We start from the raw sequence: 17,831 nt of genomic DNA, 5'->3' as shown, positions 1-17,831 counted from the left end.
TGTCGCCTCCTATGCCCGACGTAACGCGTTGAGCACCTGCAAGGCGCTGTGGCGTCCGGCGCGCACGGCACCGTCCATGTAACCTGCCCAGATGTCAGCGGTTTCGCTGCCCGACCAGAACAGATTGCCGCACGGCGGACGCAGTGCCTCGCCATGTGTCGACCAGAAACCGGAGGGAATCGGCGACACGCACGTGATGGTCCACGGGTCGTAATGCGCCCAGTCGTGATCGTGGTAGGAAACCGGCTCAAGCGCTGCATCCCCCAGGGCGCATGCATAGATTTCGGTCTGCACACGCTTCGCGGCTTCGGGGTCGGTGGGAGCTGCGGCATTCAGAATGAATGCATTGATCACGCCGATTTCGCCGTTTGGCGGCGAGTTGTCGTAAGCCCAGATGACTGGCCCGCCGACCTGAATGATGTGACCGTTCAAACCCTTGTCGCGCCAGAAAGGCCGCTGGTAAACCATTGCGGTCTTGCGTGCCGGCGAGTGCGCTGGCCAGGCCCGTTGCAGGGCGGCGCGAGCTTCGGGCAGCGGTGGATCGAATTGCAGGCGTTGGCACAGCGCGGGATGAATCGCCATGATCACCCGGCGGGCGCGGATCTCGCCCTGATCCGTTTGCAGTCTGACGATGTCGCGGTTCCAGTCAGCAATTTTGCGCACCGGGCACGACAAGCGAACCTTGTCGCCCAGCAATTGCGCCATTTTGCTGCTGAGAACCTGTGAACCGCCGACGATCCGCGTGCCTTGCGCGCTGTCCTTGATCGAGTCGAGCCGCATGTATTCGCTGCCGGCCGAATTGATCATCGACAGAAAATGCAAGAAGCCCATCTTCGCCGGCGTGACACCGCAGGTCAGGAGGAAGCTGGCATTCCACCCTGCGCGGTCTTCCGGCTTGATGTTTTGCTGAGCGAGCCAGTCGCCCGCCGAGAGTTTGTCCAGTTCGGCCACCCGGGGGGATTTCCATGGCGCCCCGCACGGCACATCACGCGACAGCTCGCTGAGTTTTGCCGAGACGCTTTCGTCGGTACCGAAGGTGCCTTTCAAATCAACGGCGACACGTCCATCGCCCCCGAGGATCACGGTTTCCCCGTCATAAAAACTGGGAAAGGTACCGACCTCAAGCTCACGGGCCAGATCCGCTACGGCGGTTTGTCCTGGACCGATCCACTGACCTCCGGCTTCGGAAATGTAGCCGGAGCCCAAGTCATGATTGAGGGTGCGGCCACCGACACGATCGCGCGCTTCGAGCACCAGAAGCGACTCACAACCTGCCAGATGCAGATCACGGGCGGCGGTCAAACCAGCCAGGCCGGCACCGATGATCACCACATCAAACACATCGTCCGGACTGTCTTTTTGCAGCGCATCGGCGGCATTGGCCGGGCCAAGGTTCAAACCGATCGATCCCATGGCGGCGGTGGCACCGGCCAGTTTGAGTAATTGTCTTCGCTTCAGATCGGGAGGGGCGTCAGTGCTCATGTTCGAGGCCTCACATCACGTTATTGTTGGATTGAACGCCCGTGGCCGAGCGTGGGTGCGGCAGTAAAAAAGTGGCGACGAAAACGCAAACATTCGTTTGTCTTTCTGCAGGCGAACGCCTGCCGGACCCAGGACTCCAAGGTCAGCGTCACCACGGAAAATCAGCGTGTTGGTTCTATAAGCCTCAACCGTCAGGCATGAGGGCGCGCAACTTTGCGGTTGGTGTATTCGTCCAGCAGATGTGCTCCCCCCAGCGCCACATTCACGGCGCACCACTGCAGTGGTTCGGGCAGGGTTTTCGGGGTTTTATGCCGCAGCGCGGCGAGCAGCGGATGCTCGATACCGCCGATTCTTTCCGCCAGCAGATGGCCGATCAGCGACTGCGAGGCGACACCGTGTCCGGAGCAACCCGCGGTGTAGAGAATGTTGTGGTGCGACCCAGTTTCGCCCACCACCGGCAACGCGTCGTAGGCCATGCTGACGTAACCACTCCAGCACGCTTGAATGCCGACACCGCGCAACATCGGGAAACGCACGCCAAGGTTGTCTTGCAACGCGCGGTAGGTCGCCTCATCGGGAATGTTCGGGGTTTTCGAGCCGTAGGCATAACCTAGCCGTTTGGTGGTCATCAGCAGCGTATTGCGTGCGGTTAGGCGATGGCTTTCCATCACCAGGTGCGGCGTGGTCAACCCTTCCCGCCCTGCCCAGCCCAGCGATGCCAACTGCTGTGGTGTCAATGGCTCGGTTTCGACCGCCGATACCCGAAACGGTACGACTTTGTCGCGCAGAAGACCGAGTTGCGGCGTATAGGCATTGGTTGCCAGCACCACTATTGGCGCGCTCGCCCGACCGCGTGGCGTCCGGCAGGTGATCGTCGGCCCGTCGGAGTACGACTCAAGCGTGGTGTTTTCATACAGCCTCACCCCCGCCTGGAGTGCAGCGCGGCGCAGGCCCATCACGTATTTGCCAGGGTCCAGGGTACCGCCGTGGCGTTGCAGACAGCCAAACAGAAAGGCCGGTGGAATCCCCCGCGCACGCATTTGTCCCTGATCCAGAAATTCGGTTGGCGACCCCAGGCCGTGGCCCACGGCCATGCTTTTGCGCAGCCTTTTCTCCTGCGACGGATGGATCCCCGCCCTGATGATGCCCGAGGCGTTGTAGTCGCAGTCGATCCCCAGTTCGCGCAACCGACCTTCGACGTAGGCGACCGCTTCGTCATAGAACCTGACGATGTTTTGCGCTTTTTCCTTGCCGACACGTTTCAAGAACAACTCGAACTCGATGCCGATGCTGCCACCCAGATAGCCGGCGTTCCGCCCGCTGGCGCCGAAACCGGCAAACGCCTGCTCCAGCACCACAACCTTGGCCCCCAACGCCGTCAGTTCCAGGGCGGTGGACAGCCCGGCGAAACCGGCACCGATCACGATGACGTCCGCGCTGACATCGCCCTCGAGCTCGGGTTGCAGATCCGCCGGGGTTTCGACCCAGCCACCCAGCCGACGGAAATGCCCGCCGGCGAAGTGGCTTTCCAGCTCTCGTGATTGGTAGGTCATGGACATGTGATGCGCTCCTATCGACTCAGGATGTGAATAGCGACGGCGGCTTCCTCGACACCCTGCAGCCCGCCACCGTTTTCCTGGATGGCATGCCGCGCACCGGGTACCTGGCGTGCACCGGCCTCCCCGCGCAACTGCGTGGTCAGCTCGTACAACTGGCCGATCCCTGTCGCACCCAGCGGATGGCCCTTGGATTCCAGGCCGCCAGAGGGGTTGATCGGAAGGCGACCACCCAAGGTGAAATCGCCGCGTTCGGCACACACCCCACCCTCCCCCAGCGGCGCAAGCCCGAGGTTTTCCGCCTGGATGATTTCGCCCATGGCCGAGGCGTCGTGCACTTCGGCCACGTGCATGTCCTGCGGGCCGAGGCCGGCGACTTCATAGGCTTCACGCGCTGCCAAAAGGCTGACGTGCTTGTGCGGCTCGTCGAGCCCCCGCAGGGTAAAGCTGCGGATCACGCTGGCGGCAATCCGCACACAACGTTTCGGGTCGGCACCGATGCGTTTCAGTCCCGCCTCGGTACAAAGAATCGCAGCGGCCGCGCCGTCGGATAACGGCGCACACATCGGCAGCGTGATCGGATAGGTGATTGGCGGCGCGGAAAGCACCTCCTCGATGGTGAAGGTCTTGCGAAATTGCGAATACGGATTGTGCACCGAGTGTTGATGGTTCTTGGCGCATACCGCCGCAATCTGCCGCTGAGTGGTGCCGTAGGTCTTCATGTGCCAGCGACACATGGCGGCATAGATGGCCATGAACTTGCTGTACGGACGATCAGATTCCGAGCCTGGTGGCACCACGATGCCCTCGCCCATTTTCACCAGCGTCGCGTAGTTTTCTTCGGCGGTGGAAACGTCCCAGCCGGTTTCGAACAGGGCCAGCGCCCGCGCCTTGTCCGGCACATTCATTTTCTCCGCGCCCAACGCCAGGGCCACGTTGGTAGCCCCCGAGCGCAAGCTCTGCACTGCCAGATGAACCGCGGTACTGCCCGAGGCGCAGGCGTTTTCGACGTTGTACACCGGCACTCCTTCGAGGCCGATCTTGCTGCACAGCACCTGCCCGGGAATCGACAGCTGTCCTTGCAACTGACCGTTGGTGATGCCGGCGTAGAACACCGCACCGATATCGGCGCGCAAGGCGCCGGAATCGGCGAGTGCGCCCTGCAAGGCTTCCAGCGCCAGATCCTGGAGACTGCGGTCGAGGTGGCGACCGAACTCGGTCATGGCAATGCCGGCGATGTAAATTGGTTCCATCAGATCATTCCCCTCAGATACGCCGCTCAACGTTTTGCCAGTAATGGGCACGCAGATCTTTCTTCAGCACCTTGCCGACCGGGCTGCGCGGCAATGCATCAATGAAATCTACGGTTTTCGGCGACTTGACCGAGCCGAGCCGGCTTTTGCACAGCTCGATCAACTCCTCGGCGGTGACGGTATGCCCAGCGCTCAACTCGACCACGGCTTTCACGCCCTCGCCCCATTGCTCATCCGGCACACCGATGACCGCGCAGTCCTGCACCGCCGGATGACTCCACAGCACTTGCTCGACTTCACTGGGATAAACGTTGAATCCGCCGGAGATGATCATGTCTTTCTTGCGGTCGGTAATGTGCAGGTAGCCGTGCGCATCAACGTGGCCGATGTCGCCGGTGTGCAGCCAGCCATCGATGATGGTTTCTGCGGTTTTCTGCGGATCTTTGTAATAACCCTTCATCACCAGATCGCCGCGTACACAGATTTCGCCGGTTTGACCCTGACCGAGGATGTCCCCGGCGTCGCTGAGGATTTCCACGCGCACCAGCGGATTAGGCCGGCCCACTGAAGACAGTCGCTCGTCCGATGCCAGGCGCCCACCGTGCAGATGCTCGGCGGGCGGCAGGTTGGAGATCGAGGCCGGGGCTTCGGTCTGTCCGTAACCGCCGGCCATCACCGGGCCGAAGGTCTCGATGGCTTGCTTGAGTTTGTCCACCGACATCGGCGCCGCGCCGTACAAGAAATACTTCAGCGAGCTGAAATCGACCTTCTGCGCCAGATCCGGCACATCCAGCAGTCGATAGATCACGGTAGGCGGCAAAAAGGTTTCGGTGACCTTGTACTTCGGGATCATTGCCAGCATCAGCGCCGGATCCGGTTTGGTAATGATCACCACCGTGCCACCGCGCGAGGTGCACGGCAGCGACAGCGTGCCAGCGGTGTGGGTCATCGGCGCCGCCGCCAGGTTGACTGGCGGATGGTCATCCCCGTAAGGGAAATTGATCATGAAGTGCGCGCAGAACGTCTGGATGCTGCGATGAGTGTTCATCACCCCCTTGGGCAGCCCGGTGGTGCCGCCGGTTGGCGAGAGTGCCACGACATCGTCCAGTTGATACTCGACCTCCGGTGCCGTGACCGGCTGATCCTCAATCCAGGATTTGAGCGAAGGTGCGCCCGGCAGGTGCTCGTCGATGCAGATCCACAAACGGATTTTCGGCAGACTCGGACGCAAGGCGTCGATGATCGGCGCGAACTCTCGCTGAAAAAACAGCACCTCGCAGTCGAAGGCATCGAGCACGTGCCGGTTCTCTTCGGCGCTGTTGCGTGCGCCGACGGGAATCCAGCACAGGTTGGCGCGCCAAAGTCCCAGGGTGCAGGTCCAGGCCACCGCGTCGTTGGCCGACCAGACCGCACCCTTGGTGCCGCTCGGCAAACCGGCCGCCAGCAACGCGTTGGCGATCCGGCAGGACAGATGGCGGACTTCGGTGAAGGTGAACACCCGATCGTCCTGGATGTACGCCGCGCCGTGCGGATTGATCCGCCAGCCACGGTCGAAGAAATCGATAATCGCCATGTCGGTCACTTCACAGTTGAGTAACGGTTGCGCGGGCAAGGCCACGCTGTTCAAGGAAACCCAACAGGTAGCGATGACCGAAGGCTTTCGAGGACGAGGCGAACCCGGTCCTGGCGGTGTCGTTATTCAACAGCTTGACCACGGCAGCGGCGTGCAAGGCGCCGGTGGCGATGTACGGCGTGATGCCATGCACGGTGGCACGCACCGCTGTCAGTTGACCGCGGCCGATCGCGAAGTCGACGGTGCGTTGCAGGGTGCTGCGCTCACGCGGCGGCATGCTCGGGGTGGTCGATTGCACGAGGCTCTGAATCACCGCGTCCTGCTGTTCCTTGGGCAGGTGCTTGTATTCGGCTTCCCACTTCTCGCCCAGGCCGTGGACCATTTTCATCACCGGGTTGTCGTAGAAGCCGACACAGGACATGCAACTTCGCACGCGGCCATCATCTTCGAAGAACACCGGCAGCGAGGTGCCCCCCCAAGGGAGGCAGAACACCGCTTCCAGTAGATCGGGGCAGACCACGTTGAAGCTGGCGTTCGGTGCATAAGGCACCAGTTCCTTCTCCCACAGGTAGGCACCGGGGTAACGCACGCCTTCGAAAATGGTCGCCGTAGAACCGACAGTCACCCCGGCAGCACCGGTGCGCGGGCCACGGGTCAGGGTCGCGGTTTCCAGCGAATCGACACCCGGCGTTTCCAGGGCCAGTTCGGCGGCGATCTCGGCGTAGGTGTACATGTACGCCAACGATGGCGACAGCAGCAGCCCGGCCTGGCGATACAGCTCACCGAACTGGTCGCGCAAGGCCCGGATGTGCGCCTGCTCACCGGCCGGATCCAGGTAATGGCAGCCAGCTTTCAAGGCCGCTTCCACGGCAGTCAGGCCAAAATTGATGAACGGGCCGACCGTGTTGCATACCACGCGCGCACCTTTGAACACCGAGACCAGCGCGTCGACCTCGTGGGCGCATTCAATGATTTCGTAAGTGGCCGACTCCAGACCGACGACGCGTTGCGCCATCATTTCCTGAGCCCGCGCGGCGTTGCGTGCAACGGCGGTGAACGGGATGTGCTGGTCGATCAACCAGTCCATGATCAGCATGCCGGTGTAACCACTGGCGCCGTAAACAACGACAGGATATTTGGCCATCGGGATTTACCTCATTTGTTGTTTTTGGATGAGTGATGTCGGGTGAATGCAGAATCAGTTGTTGGCCCAACCTTCGGCGTACAGTTGCTGGGCAAGCAGCCCCAGGCGCATGGTCAGGACGCGGTTTTCGCCGTCCTCGATCAATGACGACTGGGTGTCACGCAAGAGTTTTTCGATCGGGTATTCACGGGTGGTGCCATTGCCGCCGAACAGACGGAAAGCTTCCTGCACAACGGCCATTGCCTCTTCGGTCACCGTGACCTTGGCGGAGGCGGTAGCGTACGGATGGGTTTGCGGTGAAAGGCGCGCGAAGCTCAGCGAACGGCGGGCGACCGCACGGGCCGTTTCGACCCGACGCAACATGTCGCCCAAACGCAGGCGGGTCATCTGGTGGTCGATCAACGGATGCCCGCCCTGGCGGCGTTCATGGCAGTACTGCAGGGCCATTTCGAAGGCGGCACGTGCGACGCCGGTGAACACCTGCCCCATGTGGGTGCCGGCGAACGACCAGGAAGAACTGACGGCGCCGTAGTAGTTGTCGCGCTCGGCGATAGCAAAGCGCCGGGGCACTCGTACGCTGTCGAAGTAGATTTCGCCTTGGGGCAAGGAGCGCTGGCCGATCTTGTCCAGCGGCTTGCCCTTGGACACGCCCTTGAGATCGAGCGGAATAATCAGCGCAATCCCGTGCGGCCGGCCGTTCTCATCGTAAAACCCGTCACCGTAATCGGCACAGATCAAGCCCAGTGCCACTTGGGCGATGACGCCGTTGGAGACCCACGCCGAGCTTTGGCCGTTGAGGATGACTTCATCGCCAACCACTTTGGCGGTCAAGTTGCCGATATTGCCGGGCTTGCCCGCTGGCCAGTCTCGCGCCATGTCGAAGATCTGGTTGTCGCTGCCACGGTCGGGTTGGGTGGCCATCCAGCAGCCGATCCGGCCCTGGCAGAGTTCGACCAACTCGGCATTGCCGGCGGCAACGGCCATTTGCAGCGGGAAACCGGCGCAGCCCAAAGAGATCGCCAGCCCGGCATCACCCCAGCCGAGTTCTTCACCGATCAGCGATTCGATCCGCACCGCCATGTCCGGCGGCAGCTGCGCCAACAGCGCCGGGTCGAGGCCGAGTTTGGCGAATTCGGCAAACAGCGAGTAGTAAGGCGAGCCGGGGGCAACCACCTCTTCGGCGGTCATGCGATCCAGCTCGCGACCCAATGGTCGCAACACTTCTTTGGCGAAGCGGTGCACGGAGGCCTGAATCGCAGCCTCCTCTTCTGTCAGCGGGGTTTCGAAACCGGTGAGTCCGGCGGCTGGCAGGGTGAGTGTCGACTTGAGCGAGATCATCAAAGTACCTCCATCGAGAGTGGCAACCGCTGCGCTTGCAACGTGCTGCGTCTTGTTATTTGTCATCGACTCTAACAAGCAAAATTATTTAACGCAACATACGTTATGTTTATTATTTCGAGCCTGCAAAGACTTCTTCAGGCGCGGGAAAACCGGCCGAAAATCAGCAGTTTGTTTGAGAAAAAAATCGCGCTGAACTGCCGGGAAACCGGCATGGCGCCGGCCTCCCGACATCCACCCGGGTATCAGCGCCGAGAAACGACGCCTCTACGGGAAAACACGATCGGCGAGCCATCCCCGTTCAGCAGTGTCGCCGTGAGCGAAACCCCGTCGCCGCTGGGTTGCTCATGGAAACTTTGGCCACCGTCGTCACTGCGCACGAGCAAGCCGTCGAGCCCTACCGCAATGACTGTCTGCCCGGAAACATCGATGGCGGTGACCGAGCTCTTGCTCTGCAGCGGTACGCGCTGCCAGCGTGCGCCGTCGGCGGAGCCGTGCAGCAACGTGCCGCGTTGCCCGCCCACCAGCAGCGAGCCGTCGCCCAGCACCGCTCCCGTCCACAAAGTGCCGCTGTAACCGGTATCCATGTAGCGCCAGTGCTTGCCCTGATCGTCCGAGTGCAATAACTGGCCGCGTTCGGCGGTGGCGTACAAGCGCCCTTCTCGATCGGCAAACAGCCCCATCAGGTTCAGATCGGCGCGCTTCGATCCTGGCGGAGCTTCAAGTTGCTGCTCGGTCCAGGTCTTGCCGCCGTCATCTGTGGTCAGCACCAGCGACCACAGCCCCACCGCCACCCCTTGCTGCGGATTGAAAAAGTGCACGGTAAACAGCGGCCGATCTTCCGCACTGGACAGGCGTTGCACCTGCCAGGTATCGCCGCCGTCAGTAGTGGCCAGAATCGCCCCCCAGTGACCCACGGCCCAACCCTGACGGGCGTCGACGAAGGACACCCCGGTCAGAGGCGTGGACAACGGCACGGACGCAGCCTGACGGAAATGCCCGCCGTGATCGTCCGACAGCAGCACCACACCGTGATCACCGACGGCAACGGTTCGCTCCCCGGCGCGGGCAACGCTCAACAGCGTCGCGGCTGTGGCGCTGGCCGTCACGGTCGCCGGAACCGCCGGCAAGGATGACGCCTGCAACAGCGTCGGCAACATCAGAACCAGTAAAGGCATCAGGTTTCGCATGGCTATGTCCTCAATGCACCAGTGAGCCGATCAGACGCACTGGGCGCCGCCGCGGGAATGTCCGCTCCAGCCATACGGCGAAGGCTGGGAGAACGGTCATGGCCATGATCATATTGACCAGAAACATGAAAGCCAGCAGCTTGCCCATGTCTGCCTGGAACTTCAGATCGGAAAACGCCCAGGTGGCGACGCCCACCGCCAGGGTGATGGCGGTAAAAATCGTGGCGACGCCGACCTCCAGCAACGCGTGCTCGACAGCTTTGGTGATCGGCTGGCCGAGGGCCTGATGCAACTGCAAACGGTTGTAGATGTAGAACGCGTAATCCACGCCGATGCCGACGGCGAGCACCATGACCGGCAAGGTGGCGATGGTCAGGCCGATCTGCAGTTCTTTCATGAACCAGTAGCCGATGAAGGTGCCCAGGGTCAGCGGCAGGCAGCAGACCAGCACGGCGCGCCAGTCGCGATAAACGACAAACACCAGCAGCGCGATTGCGCCGTAGACGTAAAGCATCATCGGCAGCTCGCTGCGTTCCACCTCTTCGTTGATCGCCGCAATTACGCCGGCATTACCGGACGCCAGACGTACGCTCACTCCGGGCTGAGTGAACTGGCTGCGGAACGCCTTGGTCGCGGCGATCACCCGGTGAATTGTGGTCGCCTTGTGATCGGCGAGAAACAGATGCACCGCGGTCATACTGCAATCGGGCAGCATCATGCCGGGCACGCGAGCCACCTCGGCGGCCATCGACGAGTAGTTGGTCGGGTCGATGGGCACCGCGTTCATTTTCGGATTGCCCTCGTTATAACCCTCGTTGAACTGGCGTAGGCTGTTGGAAAACGAGGTCACCGAGACCACACCAGGCACCCCTTGCATGGCCCAGACGAAGCGGTCCTGATACTGGCCGAGCGCAACGTTTTCGCAGTCGTTCGCGCCGCCCTCGACCTTGACCTCGAACACCACACTGAGCCAGTCCAGACCGATGTCGTAATGGCTGGCGATCGACAGCGCATCCCTATTGAATCGCGCATCCTCGCGCAGTTCCGGGGCGCCGGCCTGCAAAGAACCGACGACTCGATCATGGCTTTGCCAGGCGGCCGTGACAAAGATCAGCACCGCCATGCCCAGCACCCAGCGCACGTTGTGCCATTCGCTCAAACGCGCAAGACCGTGCAACCAACGAGCGCGGCGCTGGCGAGAAACTTCCTCGGCGGCAGCGTAACCATCCTGCACGCTGAGCATCGAGGCCACCACCGGCAGCATCACCAGATTGGTGACGATCTTAAACGCGACCCCCAGTGACGCGGTGATTGCCAGTTCCCGCACCATGGGGATCGGGATCAACAGCAACGTCACGAACGATACAAATGCGGTGACCAACGCCAGCGTGCCCGGAATCAGCAACCCACTGAAACTCGCCCGCGCTGCGCCCTCCACTGATTTGCCGCAGGCGATCTCGCGAATGATGAAGTTGATCTGCTGCACGCCATGGGACACGCCGATGGCAAACACCAGAAACGGCACCAGCACCGCCAGCGGATCCAGGCCGTAACCGAGCAGACGCAAGGCGCCGAACTGCCAGATCAGCGACACCAACGAGCACCCCACCGCCAGCAAGGTGAAGCGCAGCGAATGGCAGTACCAGTACACCGCAGCCGCCGTCAGCAACAAGGCCAGCAGACAGAACTCGAGAACCGCTGACGCACCCACAGCAATGTCCCCGATCTGCTTGGCGAAGCCGATGATCTGGATCTCGAAATCCGTGTCCTCGAACTGACGGCGAATCTGCTGCTCCAGCACCTGGTTGTACGCCACATAATCCAGGCGCTGGCCGTTGGCATCGAATTCGTTGAGATCGACCGTGATCATCGCGCTGCTCTGGTCGCGAGCCACCAACGTCCCGATAAAACCGCCCTGCGCTGTCGAGTTGGCGATCATGGCAATGCTCGCCTCATCGAGACTTTCCGGGGTTACCGTCCCCGGTACCAGCGGGTCCGCACGAAAGCCCTCCTCGGTGATTTCATTGACGAACGCGTTGGGCGTCCACAACGAACGCACGCTGCTGCGCGACACGTTGGGCAGAAATATCAGCGCCTGGGTGACGTCATAAAGACGCTTGAGCCCTGCCTGGCTCCAGATCGTCCCTTGGCGCGCCTTGACCACCACCGTCAACCGGTTCGCGCCGAGCAAGTCATTGCGATAGGTCTCAAAGGTTTCGATGTATTCGTGGCCGATGGGTAACTGCTTTTCAAACCCGGCTTCCATGCGCAACTGCACCGCAAACCAGGCCATGCCCAGGGTGAACAGCGCCAGACCCGCCAACGTCAGCAGGCGGTGCGAGAACAGCCATTGTTCGATGCGCGGCAGGACGCCGCGCACAGGGTTTTGCTTGAGGTTCAGGGAACTGTTCACGGCGCGCCTCACAGGGTTCGGGAAACCACAAGGCCGACGTAATCGCGATCACGCAGCAGTTGATCGTAAGGGGTCTTGCCACCCATGAATTTTGCGTAGTTGACCGAGATCTGCCAGCTCGCCGGGTTGCGCACGAAATTGAGGTACAGGTTCATGCTGCTTGCATCTTCGGTGAAGGTGGCCGACAGGTTCGGGGTGCGTCCGTTGATCGAGCGCGAATAGAACACGCCCGGCGTGACCTGCCAGCCGGGAATCAGCGTGTTGTCGTAGGTCAGGCTCAAATCGAGGCTGATGCCGGAGGAGGTTTTGTTGCCCTTGGCGCTTGGCGCAATGGCCGGATCCAGTTGCCAGGTATTGAGGCCGGCGGCGATCGGTTCCCCGGCGTAGTCGTTATGCAGGCCGGGGTATTTCACGACCACCAGTTCGCTCAACAAGGTGCCGGTGCTGGCACCGGTGAATTCAAGCAAGGTCGGAGAGTTGGACGGCGTCATGCTGTAGATGCCGGTCAGGTGCCATTGCAATTTCTTTGCGTCTTTCCAGCATTTGCCACCGTTAGCGGCACAAGCGTCGATGACCGGGTTGAGTGGTACCGCATCCTTGGGACGGTAGGACAACTCGGTGCCCAGTGCCCAGTCGCCGACCGGCATGTTGGCGCTGATGCCGTACATCATTCGGTCTTCCGGATATTCCCAGGTCGGCGACACGGCGAAGGTTTGCGGATCCACCTGCACGCTCAGTGACGGCAGTTTGTCGTGATAACGCATCACGTACAGACCCAGGTTGAGATCGGTGTTGTCAGGCTGCCAGCGCAGCGACACGCCCCATTGGCCGCCGTTGCGCGCCTCTTTTTCATCGTACCCGTAGGCACCCCTGCCCTCGCCCAGCGCATGGGTCGTGGACCAATAGCTGCCCACTGGCGGCAATTCGCTTTTGTTCCAGTTGAACTGCCAGTACGCCTCGATATTCACCCCGGCGCCAAGCCCCGACGCGAGGCTGAGCATCGGCGCCGGCAGCAAGGCTTCCTTGAGCTGGGTACCGGGGCGCGACAAGGCCATGACATCGTAGGCGTTGGTGTTGTTGATGCCGCCGGCCGCGAACAGACTCTCGCCCCAGTTGATCACCTGATTACCCAGGCGAGCGCGGACCCGCTGGTCACCGACATCAAAGCTCTTGCTCACCCACAGATCCAGCAGCCGCGCCTTGAACTCCAGATCGTCGCGCGCGCTGCTGGTCAGGCCGTCGCTGCCGACGCCTGCAGGGCGGTCGGTCGACAACGCGCCGCTGGTGTCGGTCGCGGCAAAGTCGCGGATCCAGCTGCCGCGCGCCATGAACGTGTAGTCCTCGGGAAATTTCAGCACCAGCTCATGGGTGCCTTTTATGTAATTGGTGAAGAGGTCGCCCCGGTCGTAATTCAAGTCGCCCTGATCACCAATCCCGGCGCTGGGCGCCAGACAGCCACTGGGTGGATTGTGCCCGCCGGGGCTGCTGATAATGAGGTTGCAGCCACGCGATTCAGTGCGCAGTCCCATGCCCACAGCGAGGGTGGAATCGAATGAGCCGCGAATGTTTTCGGTTTCAAAGGTGAACGCCATGGCAAATGGGGCTGCACACGCGATGACAAGACCTGAGGTTCTACTGATTATTTTTTTCATGTCTGTTCCCGAAAGCCGCTGTCAGCGTTCGCTGGTGGCGCGCAGGTTGTCTGAGGTGTAGAAGTCACGTTTCAGGCGCGGATTGCTCGCCCCGTCGGTCAGCCAGCGATGGTCATTCTTGCCGGTGCCGATGGAGGTCATGTCGTACAGGTAGCGACCGTCAACCAGGTTGTATTGCGCCTGGGCTTCCATGTCGCAGGTGCCGGTCTCGTACACCGGGATTGTGTAGCCCTCGCGGACTTTCCAGATTTGCCCCTGCTTGTCGTAGTCCACCGCCATCAGCGCGTTCCAGCTGTCTTCGTCGATGTAGAACAGACGCTTCGGCGCCTGGTGACGCATGCCTTGGCGAACAGTGGCCTCGACCACCCACACGCGGTGCAGCTCATAGCGACGCGACTTGGGAGCGATGAAGTCGCGCTTGGCCACGTCCTCAATCTTCGCCGAGTTGTCGTAGGCCCCGAACGAGTTGTAGGGCACGAGCATTTCCTGCTTGCCCAGCAGCTTCCAGTCGAAGCGGTCCATGGGGCCGAAGAACACATTGGATTCATCGATGGTGTATTGATTGTCCAGACCGATTTGCGGCGCGTCGTAGGAATACGCCGGCATGCGCCGCACGCGGCGCTGGCCCGGGAAGTAATAGAACGTGGTGGCTTGCTCGCCAGCCTTGGTCGTGACCACTCCGGCTTGTCCGGCCAGTGCGGCGGGGTCGGTGTAGCTGAAGTAGGTGGCGACTTCCAGACGATCGAATGACGAGAACAGCGCGCTGCCCTTCACGCCCCATGGCGTGTACATGAACCAGTCGGTGGAGGTTCGCAGCCAGTCCTCACTGCCCTTGCGTGGCGAAATGCCGGACACGGTCTTCGACATATCGAAACCCACGCCGCGATAGCGCATTTTCATGTTCCACATGACCTCGGCGCCCGAGGCTGGAAATGGAAACGGAATGCCCGGCACGTAGGCTTCCTGCAACGCTAGGCCGTCGCCGTCGAGCTTGGCGAAACCGACGTTCTTCTTGGTGTTGTCCGCGACGAAATCCGGCACGCCGCAGCTACGTCGCGTCGGGTACACGTCCATGCGGTAGCCCGGAATCTTCTTGAACATTTCCACCTGGCCCGGTGAAAGCTTGCTGGCGTACTTCGCGACGTTGCCCGAGTCGATACTGAACAGCGGTTTGTCATCCTTGAATTTCCATTGCTGGCCGCGCACCTGGCCGTGGCTCCAACTGCCACCTTGAGGGCCGGGCGCCGTCCAGGCGGGAATCACCCCGTCGGCGCTGGCCGCGGCCTCGCCTCCCAGCGGGGTCAGTTTGCTGCCGAGCAAAGCAGGATCCTTGTCTGCCGCCTGTGCCGTACAGAAAAACGCCGAGGCGGCGACGGCTGCGACCAGGTGCCGGATTACGACGCCGGTAGAAAAATTGTTATGGGGGCGCTCAATCACTGTGTTCATGGGAGGGATCCTCGTGGGCCTTGGTCAGCAACGGGGCCGTCTTGACGGTGGCAACCCGTTGCCTGCGCTAACCTAATCAACTGACTTGATCAGTTGACCAAGTCGTGTGATCAAAGCAAGCCCGGTGCCAAGATTCGCGGGACCGGAATTAGTCGTTTCTTATCAATCGATTGCGCGCTCATCGGAACGACGGTGCGGGGAAACTGCCGGAGAATGTTCTCGTTTGTTTCGTCGGAACGCACCAATACGTGAAATAACGAAACAGTTGTTACCATTATTGGTGCAACCGTTTCACGTACCGTTTTCATTCATGACGTCGTGCGATTTGTTGATGTAGGATCCGCAAGCGTCGACATCGCCCTCTTCGTTTTCGGGGGCGCCAGGAATAAGGGAGATTGCTGAACCATGGCCAGAATGGGCGCTGAATTACGCCGGCAGGATTTCGTCGAAGCAACGATCAGAGTGATCGCCGAGCACGGCGTAGCCAATGCCACGACCCGCCGTATTTCGGCGCAGGCCGGCTGTCCGTTGGCCTCGTTGCACTACGTGTTTCATACCAAGAACGACCTGTTTTATGCCGTCTACGAATCGCTGTTCAGCCTGCCCCCGCAAGCGCTGGAACGGGTACCGGCCGGCACCACTGCGGCGGCGACGACTGCCGAAGTTCTGCGCCAGTTGATTACTTGGTTCATCGATCATCCGGATGCGGCCAGGGCGCAGACCGAGTTGTTCTTCTGGGCAGTGCGCAATGACCCGCAAATGGCCAGCAAGATTTACTCGGTGGCGATTGAAGCCACCGAGCAGGCGCTGCAGCGGGCCATGGGAACTGAGTTGGACGAAGCGTTTTTAAAGGCGACCAGTCGCTTGTTGATCCAACTGGTAGACGGGCTGACCATTGCCTGGTCGGCCCACGGTGATCTGGATCGATTGCGAGCCGAAACCGAGACTGCTTGCACGGCGCTGGCCTTGCTGGTGGCCAGTCACTGAGTCGATCATCACATGCTGCTGACCAGATGGCCGCCATCCACCGCCAATACGCTGCCGGTCATGAACGCCCCGGCATCGCTGGCCAACAGCAAAAACGGTCCGGCCAGTTCGTGCAACTGGCCCAGGCGCCGCATGGGAATCACGTCGCGGATGTAGTTGTTGCCCTTCTCGCCTTCAAAAAAGGCCTGGTTCATCTCGGTCTTGAAGTAGCCGGGCGCAATGGCGTTGACCCGGATGTTATACCGCGCCAGTTCCAGGGCCAGGGATTTGGTCAGTTGGACAACCCCGGCTTTCGCGGCGCTGTAATGGCTGTAACCGGTGCCGACGCGTAATCCAAGAATCGACGCCACGTTGACGATGCTGCCGCTGCGCCCGGCCTTGGCCAGCCGTTGAGCGGCAACCTGGGCCACACGCCAGACGCCGTCCAGATTGGTCGACAGCATTGCGCGCCACTGCTCTTCGCTGATCTCCAGCGGGCGCTGACCGTCACCGATTCCGGCGTTGTTGAGCACCACGTCGACCAGGCCGAAATGCGCTTGGGCCGTATCGAACGCGGCTTCGACACTGCCGCGATCGGTCACGTCGAGTTCAACCGACAGCGCCTGCCCGCAATCCCACTCAATGTCCTTGGCCACTTGCGCAAGCTTTTCCACGCGCCGCGCAGTCAGCACCACCCGGGCGCCGGCATGTGCAGCGACCCGCGCCAGATGCGCACCAATGCCGCTGGAGGCGCCGGTGATCAATACCGTTCGGCCGGCGAGGGAAAAGTTCTGGGCGAAATCGTAAGTCATCAGTGCACCTCGATAAAATTGGACTCGGCAGCGTTGCCGCACAAAACCGGCCGTTTTCCGATACGCCGGACGATCTCCACGACGGCCGTTACCGCATACGCCGCTGTGGCCTGGCAAGGCACAATTTCCACTTGGCACATGTCGGAGGCCGGGCTGAAGAAACGCAGCCCGACCACAGCCTGTGGCCGCGAAACCTTGTTCGCCAGCGCTTCGATATCCAGCGACGACGTATGGGGCGCGAAAATAGCGCCCGCTTTGCAGACCTGATCCAGCGCGAGAAACACCTGGTGTTTGCTCTCCAGCTTTTCGCACGTCGCCTCGATGATCAGGTCGGCATCCGAAAGATCTGCGTAGTCGAACGTGGTGAATAACAGCTCCATCCGCGGCTGTACTTGTGCGGCGATGAGCTGGCCGCGCTGAACGTGGAGCTGATAATTTTCGTGGATGCGTCGAAGGCCACGGTTCAGCGTGCGCCTGTCCACATCCATCAGCGCCACGGCAATGCCGACATCGGCGAAGCACATCGCGATGCCGCCACCCAGCGTGCCGGCACCGATCACCGCCACCTTATTGATCTTGCACGGCGCACGGTTCAGAGCGGACAGCGCAAGGCCGTATTCGAAACGGTAATAGACCTGGTCAGACATGGCGTATCTCAAAACTTGCGGAATACCCGCCGATGCTGGCAACCGGCAAACCAGGCTGCGCGCGCGCCGGCAGCGTCGAACTCACCGCGCTGAACGCGCCGTACGAGCCGGTCGAGTAAAAGCTATAAATCGAGTAAATGGCGAGTGAGACGAGAGTCACGGTCAGGCAGGAAAAAACAATTGGGCGCATCACTAACCTCCGTCATCTGGCTGGGGCCAAATGCAGTGTCTTTTGTTATTGAGGGTTTTGATTCTGGGTAGCGCGCGCCGCAAAAGCTTGGCAGATCGCGCCAGGTTTTTTGCAGTTCATGACAGTCGAACGCTCTGTAATTCGACCTGCGCGATGAACAGAAATTGTC

At 61.2% G+C, this 17,831-nt stretch carries 14 protein-coding genes; 1 reads left to right on the top strand and 13 read right to left on the bottom strand.

Translation table 11 applies throughout. The annotated features are described in order from the left end of the window. Positions 1-9: 9 nt before the first annotated feature. The 10 genes from J3P97_RS13730 to J3P97_RS13685 all read right to left on the bottom strand — a co-directional run bounded on the left by J3P97_RS13730 (position 10) and on the right by J3P97_RS13685 (position 15,047). Positions 10-1,482: a flavin monoamine oxidase family protein gene (locus J3P97_RS13730; RefSeq protein WP_434671932.1), complete on the bottom strand. Its 1,473-nt coding sequence runs from the start codon at positions 1,480-1,482 to the stop codon at positions 10-12. Positions 1,483-1,673: 191 nt separating this feature from the next. Next, positions 1,674-3,041 (bottom strand): NAD(P)/FAD-dependent oxidoreductase, encoded by a 1,368-nt coding sequence (locus J3P97_RS13725; RefSeq protein WP_434671931.1) that lies wholly within the window; start codon positions 3,039-3,041, stop codon positions 1,674-1,676. Between the two features lie 11 nt (positions 3,042-3,052). Continuing rightward, complete coding sequence (locus tag J3P97_RS13720; RefSeq protein WP_434671930.1) at positions 3,053-4,291, bottom strand: thiolase family protein; 1,239 nt, start codon at positions 4,289-4,291, stop codon at positions 3,053-3,055. A 13-nt stretch (positions 4,292-4,304) separates the two neighbouring features. Further along, positions 4,305-5,864: an AMP-binding protein gene (locus J3P97_RS13715; RefSeq protein WP_122607421.1), complete on the bottom strand. Its 1,560-nt coding sequence runs from the start codon at positions 5,862-5,864 to the stop codon at positions 4,305-4,307. A gap of 10 nt (positions 5,865-5,874) precedes the next feature. Then, complete coding sequence (locus J3P97_RS13710; RefSeq protein ID WP_122607415.1) at positions 5,875-7,008, bottom strand: saccharopine dehydrogenase family protein; 1,134 nt, start codon at positions 7,006-7,008, stop codon at positions 5,875-5,877. A gap of 54 nt (positions 7,009-7,062) precedes the next feature. Further along, positions 7,063-8,346 (bottom strand): acyl-CoA dehydrogenase family protein, encoded by a 1,284-nt coding sequence (locus tag J3P97_RS13705; protein ID WP_122843987.1) that lies wholly within the window; start codon positions 8,344-8,346, stop codon positions 7,063-7,065. Positions 8,347-8,591: 245 nt separating this feature from the next. Continuing rightward, positions 8,592-9,536, bottom strand: a complete 945-nt coding sequence (locus J3P97_RS13700) for a WD40/YVTN/BNR-like repeat-containing protein (protein WP_434671929.1) — start codon at positions 9,534-9,536, stop codon at positions 8,592-8,594. A 10-nt stretch (positions 9,537-9,546) separates the two neighbouring features. Continuing rightward, on the bottom strand, positions 9,547-11,949 hold the full coding sequence (locus J3P97_RS13695; RefSeq protein WP_434671928.1) for an efflux RND transporter permease subunit: 2,403 nt from the start codon (positions 11,947-11,949) through the stop codon (positions 9,547-9,549). An 8-nt stretch (positions 11,950-11,957) separates the two neighbouring features. Continuing rightward, positions 11,958-13,541: a DUF1302 domain-containing protein gene (locus J3P97_RS13690; RefSeq protein WP_434671927.1), complete on the bottom strand. Its 1,584-nt coding sequence runs from the start codon at positions 13,539-13,541 to the stop codon at positions 11,958-11,960. 81 nt (positions 13,542-13,622) lie between these two features. Further along, positions 13,623-15,047 (bottom strand): DUF1329 domain-containing protein, encoded by a 1,425-nt coding sequence (locus tag J3P97_RS13685; protein WP_434674492.1) that lies wholly within the window; start codon positions 15,045-15,047, stop codon positions 13,623-13,625. Positions 15,048-15,452: 405 nt separating this feature from the next. Here J3P97_RS13685 and J3P97_RS13680 point away from each other — a divergent pair, with 405 nt between their 5' ends. Beyond that, positions 15,453-16,034, top strand: coding sequence for a TetR/AcrR family transcriptional regulator (locus J3P97_RS13680; RefSeq protein ID WP_434674491.1), 582 nt, complete (start codon positions 15,453-15,455; stop codon positions 16,032-16,034). An 8-nt stretch (positions 16,035-16,042) separates the two neighbouring features. On the opposite strand, the gene J3P97_RS13675 is transcribed toward J3P97_RS13680, so the two are convergent. Genes J3P97_RS13675 through J3P97_RS13665 form a run of 3 tightly spaced genes read right to left on the bottom strand, consistent with a single transcriptional unit; the run spans position 16,043 to position 17,662 of the window. Continuing rightward, a complete protein-coding gene (locus J3P97_RS13675) occupies positions 16,043-16,825 on the bottom strand; it encodes an SDR family NAD(P)-dependent oxidoreductase (RefSeq protein ID WP_434674490.1) in 783 nt (260 codons plus the stop codon). Further along, complete coding sequence (locus J3P97_RS13670) at positions 16,825-17,472, bottom strand: 3-hydroxyacyl-CoA dehydrogenase family protein (RefSeq protein WP_434674489.1); 648 nt, start codon at positions 17,470-17,472, stop codon at positions 16,825-16,827. The genes J3P97_RS13675 and J3P97_RS13670 overlap by 1 nt, the downstream gene beginning before the upstream one ends. Further along, positions 17,465-17,662: a hypothetical protein gene (locus J3P97_RS13665; RefSeq protein ID WP_434674488.1), complete on the bottom strand. Its 198-nt coding sequence runs from the start codon at positions 17,660-17,662 to the stop codon at positions 17,465-17,467. The genes J3P97_RS13670 and J3P97_RS13665 overlap by 8 nt, the downstream gene beginning before the upstream one ends. Between the last annotated feature and the right edge of the window lie 169 nt (positions 17,663-17,831).

The organism is Pseudomonas sp. R1-15 (assembly GCF_051132085.1).
Taxonomy (GTDB): domain Bacteria; phylum Pseudomonadota; class Gammaproteobacteria; order Pseudomonadales; family Pseudomonadaceae; genus Aquipseudomonas.
The sequence above is the reverse complement of the archived record's forward strand: the minus strand, read 5'-3'. Positions and strand labels throughout refer to the sequence as shown.

What these genes read in the sequence shown, in the direction of transcription:
- J3P97_RS13730 (WP_434671932.1), bottom strand. Translation starts at nt 1,482, where the DNA reads ATGAGCACTGACGCCCCTCCCGATCTGAAGCGAAGACAATTACTCAAA.
- J3P97_RS13725 (WP_434671931.1), bottom strand. Translation starts at nt 3,041, where the DNA reads ATGTCCATGACCTACCAATCACGAGAGCTGGAAAGCCACTTCGCCGGC.
- J3P97_RS13720 (WP_434671930.1), bottom strand. Translation starts at nt 4,291, where the DNA reads ATGGAACCAATTTACATCGCCGGCATTGCCATGACCGAGTTCGGTCGC.
- J3P97_RS13715 (WP_122607421.1), bottom strand. Translation starts at nt 5,864, where the DNA reads ATGGCGATTATCGATTTCTTCGACCGTGGCTGGCGGATCAATCCGCAC.
- J3P97_RS13710 (WP_122607415.1), bottom strand. Translation starts at nt 7,008, where the DNA reads ATGGCCAAATATCCTGTCGTTGTTTACGGCGCCAGTGGTTACACCGGC.
- J3P97_RS13705 (WP_122843987.1), bottom strand. Translation starts at nt 8,346, where the DNA reads ATGATCTCGCTCAAGTCGACACTCACCCTGCCAGCCGCCGGACTCACC.
- J3P97_RS13700 (WP_434671929.1), bottom strand. Translation starts at nt 9,536, where the DNA reads ATGCGAAACCTGATGCCTTTACTGGTTCTGATGTTGCCGACGCTGTTG.
- J3P97_RS13690 (WP_434671927.1), bottom strand. Translation starts at nt 13,541, where the DNA reads ATGGCGTTCACCTTTGAAACCGAAAACATTCGCGGCTCATTCGATTCC.
- J3P97_RS13685 (WP_434674492.1), bottom strand. Translation starts at nt 15,047, where the DNA reads ATGAACACAGTGATTGAGCGCCCCCATAACAATTTTTCTACCGGCGTC.
- J3P97_RS13680 (WP_434674491.1), top strand. Translation starts at nt 15,453, where the DNA reads ATGGCCAGAATGGGCGCTGAATTACGCCGGCAGGATTTCGTCGAAGCA.
- J3P97_RS13675 (WP_434674490.1), bottom strand. Translation starts at nt 16,825, where the DNA reads ATGACTTACGATTTCGCCCAGAACTTTTCCCTCGCCGGCCGAACGGTA.
- J3P97_RS13670 (WP_434674489.1), bottom strand. Translation starts at nt 17,472, where the DNA reads ATGTCTGACCAGGTCTATTACCGTTTCGAATACGGCCTTGCGCTGTCC.
- J3P97_RS13665 (WP_434674488.1), bottom strand. Translation starts at nt 17,662, where the DNA reads ATGCGCCCAATTGTTTTTTCCTGCCTGACCGTGACTCTCGTCTCACTC.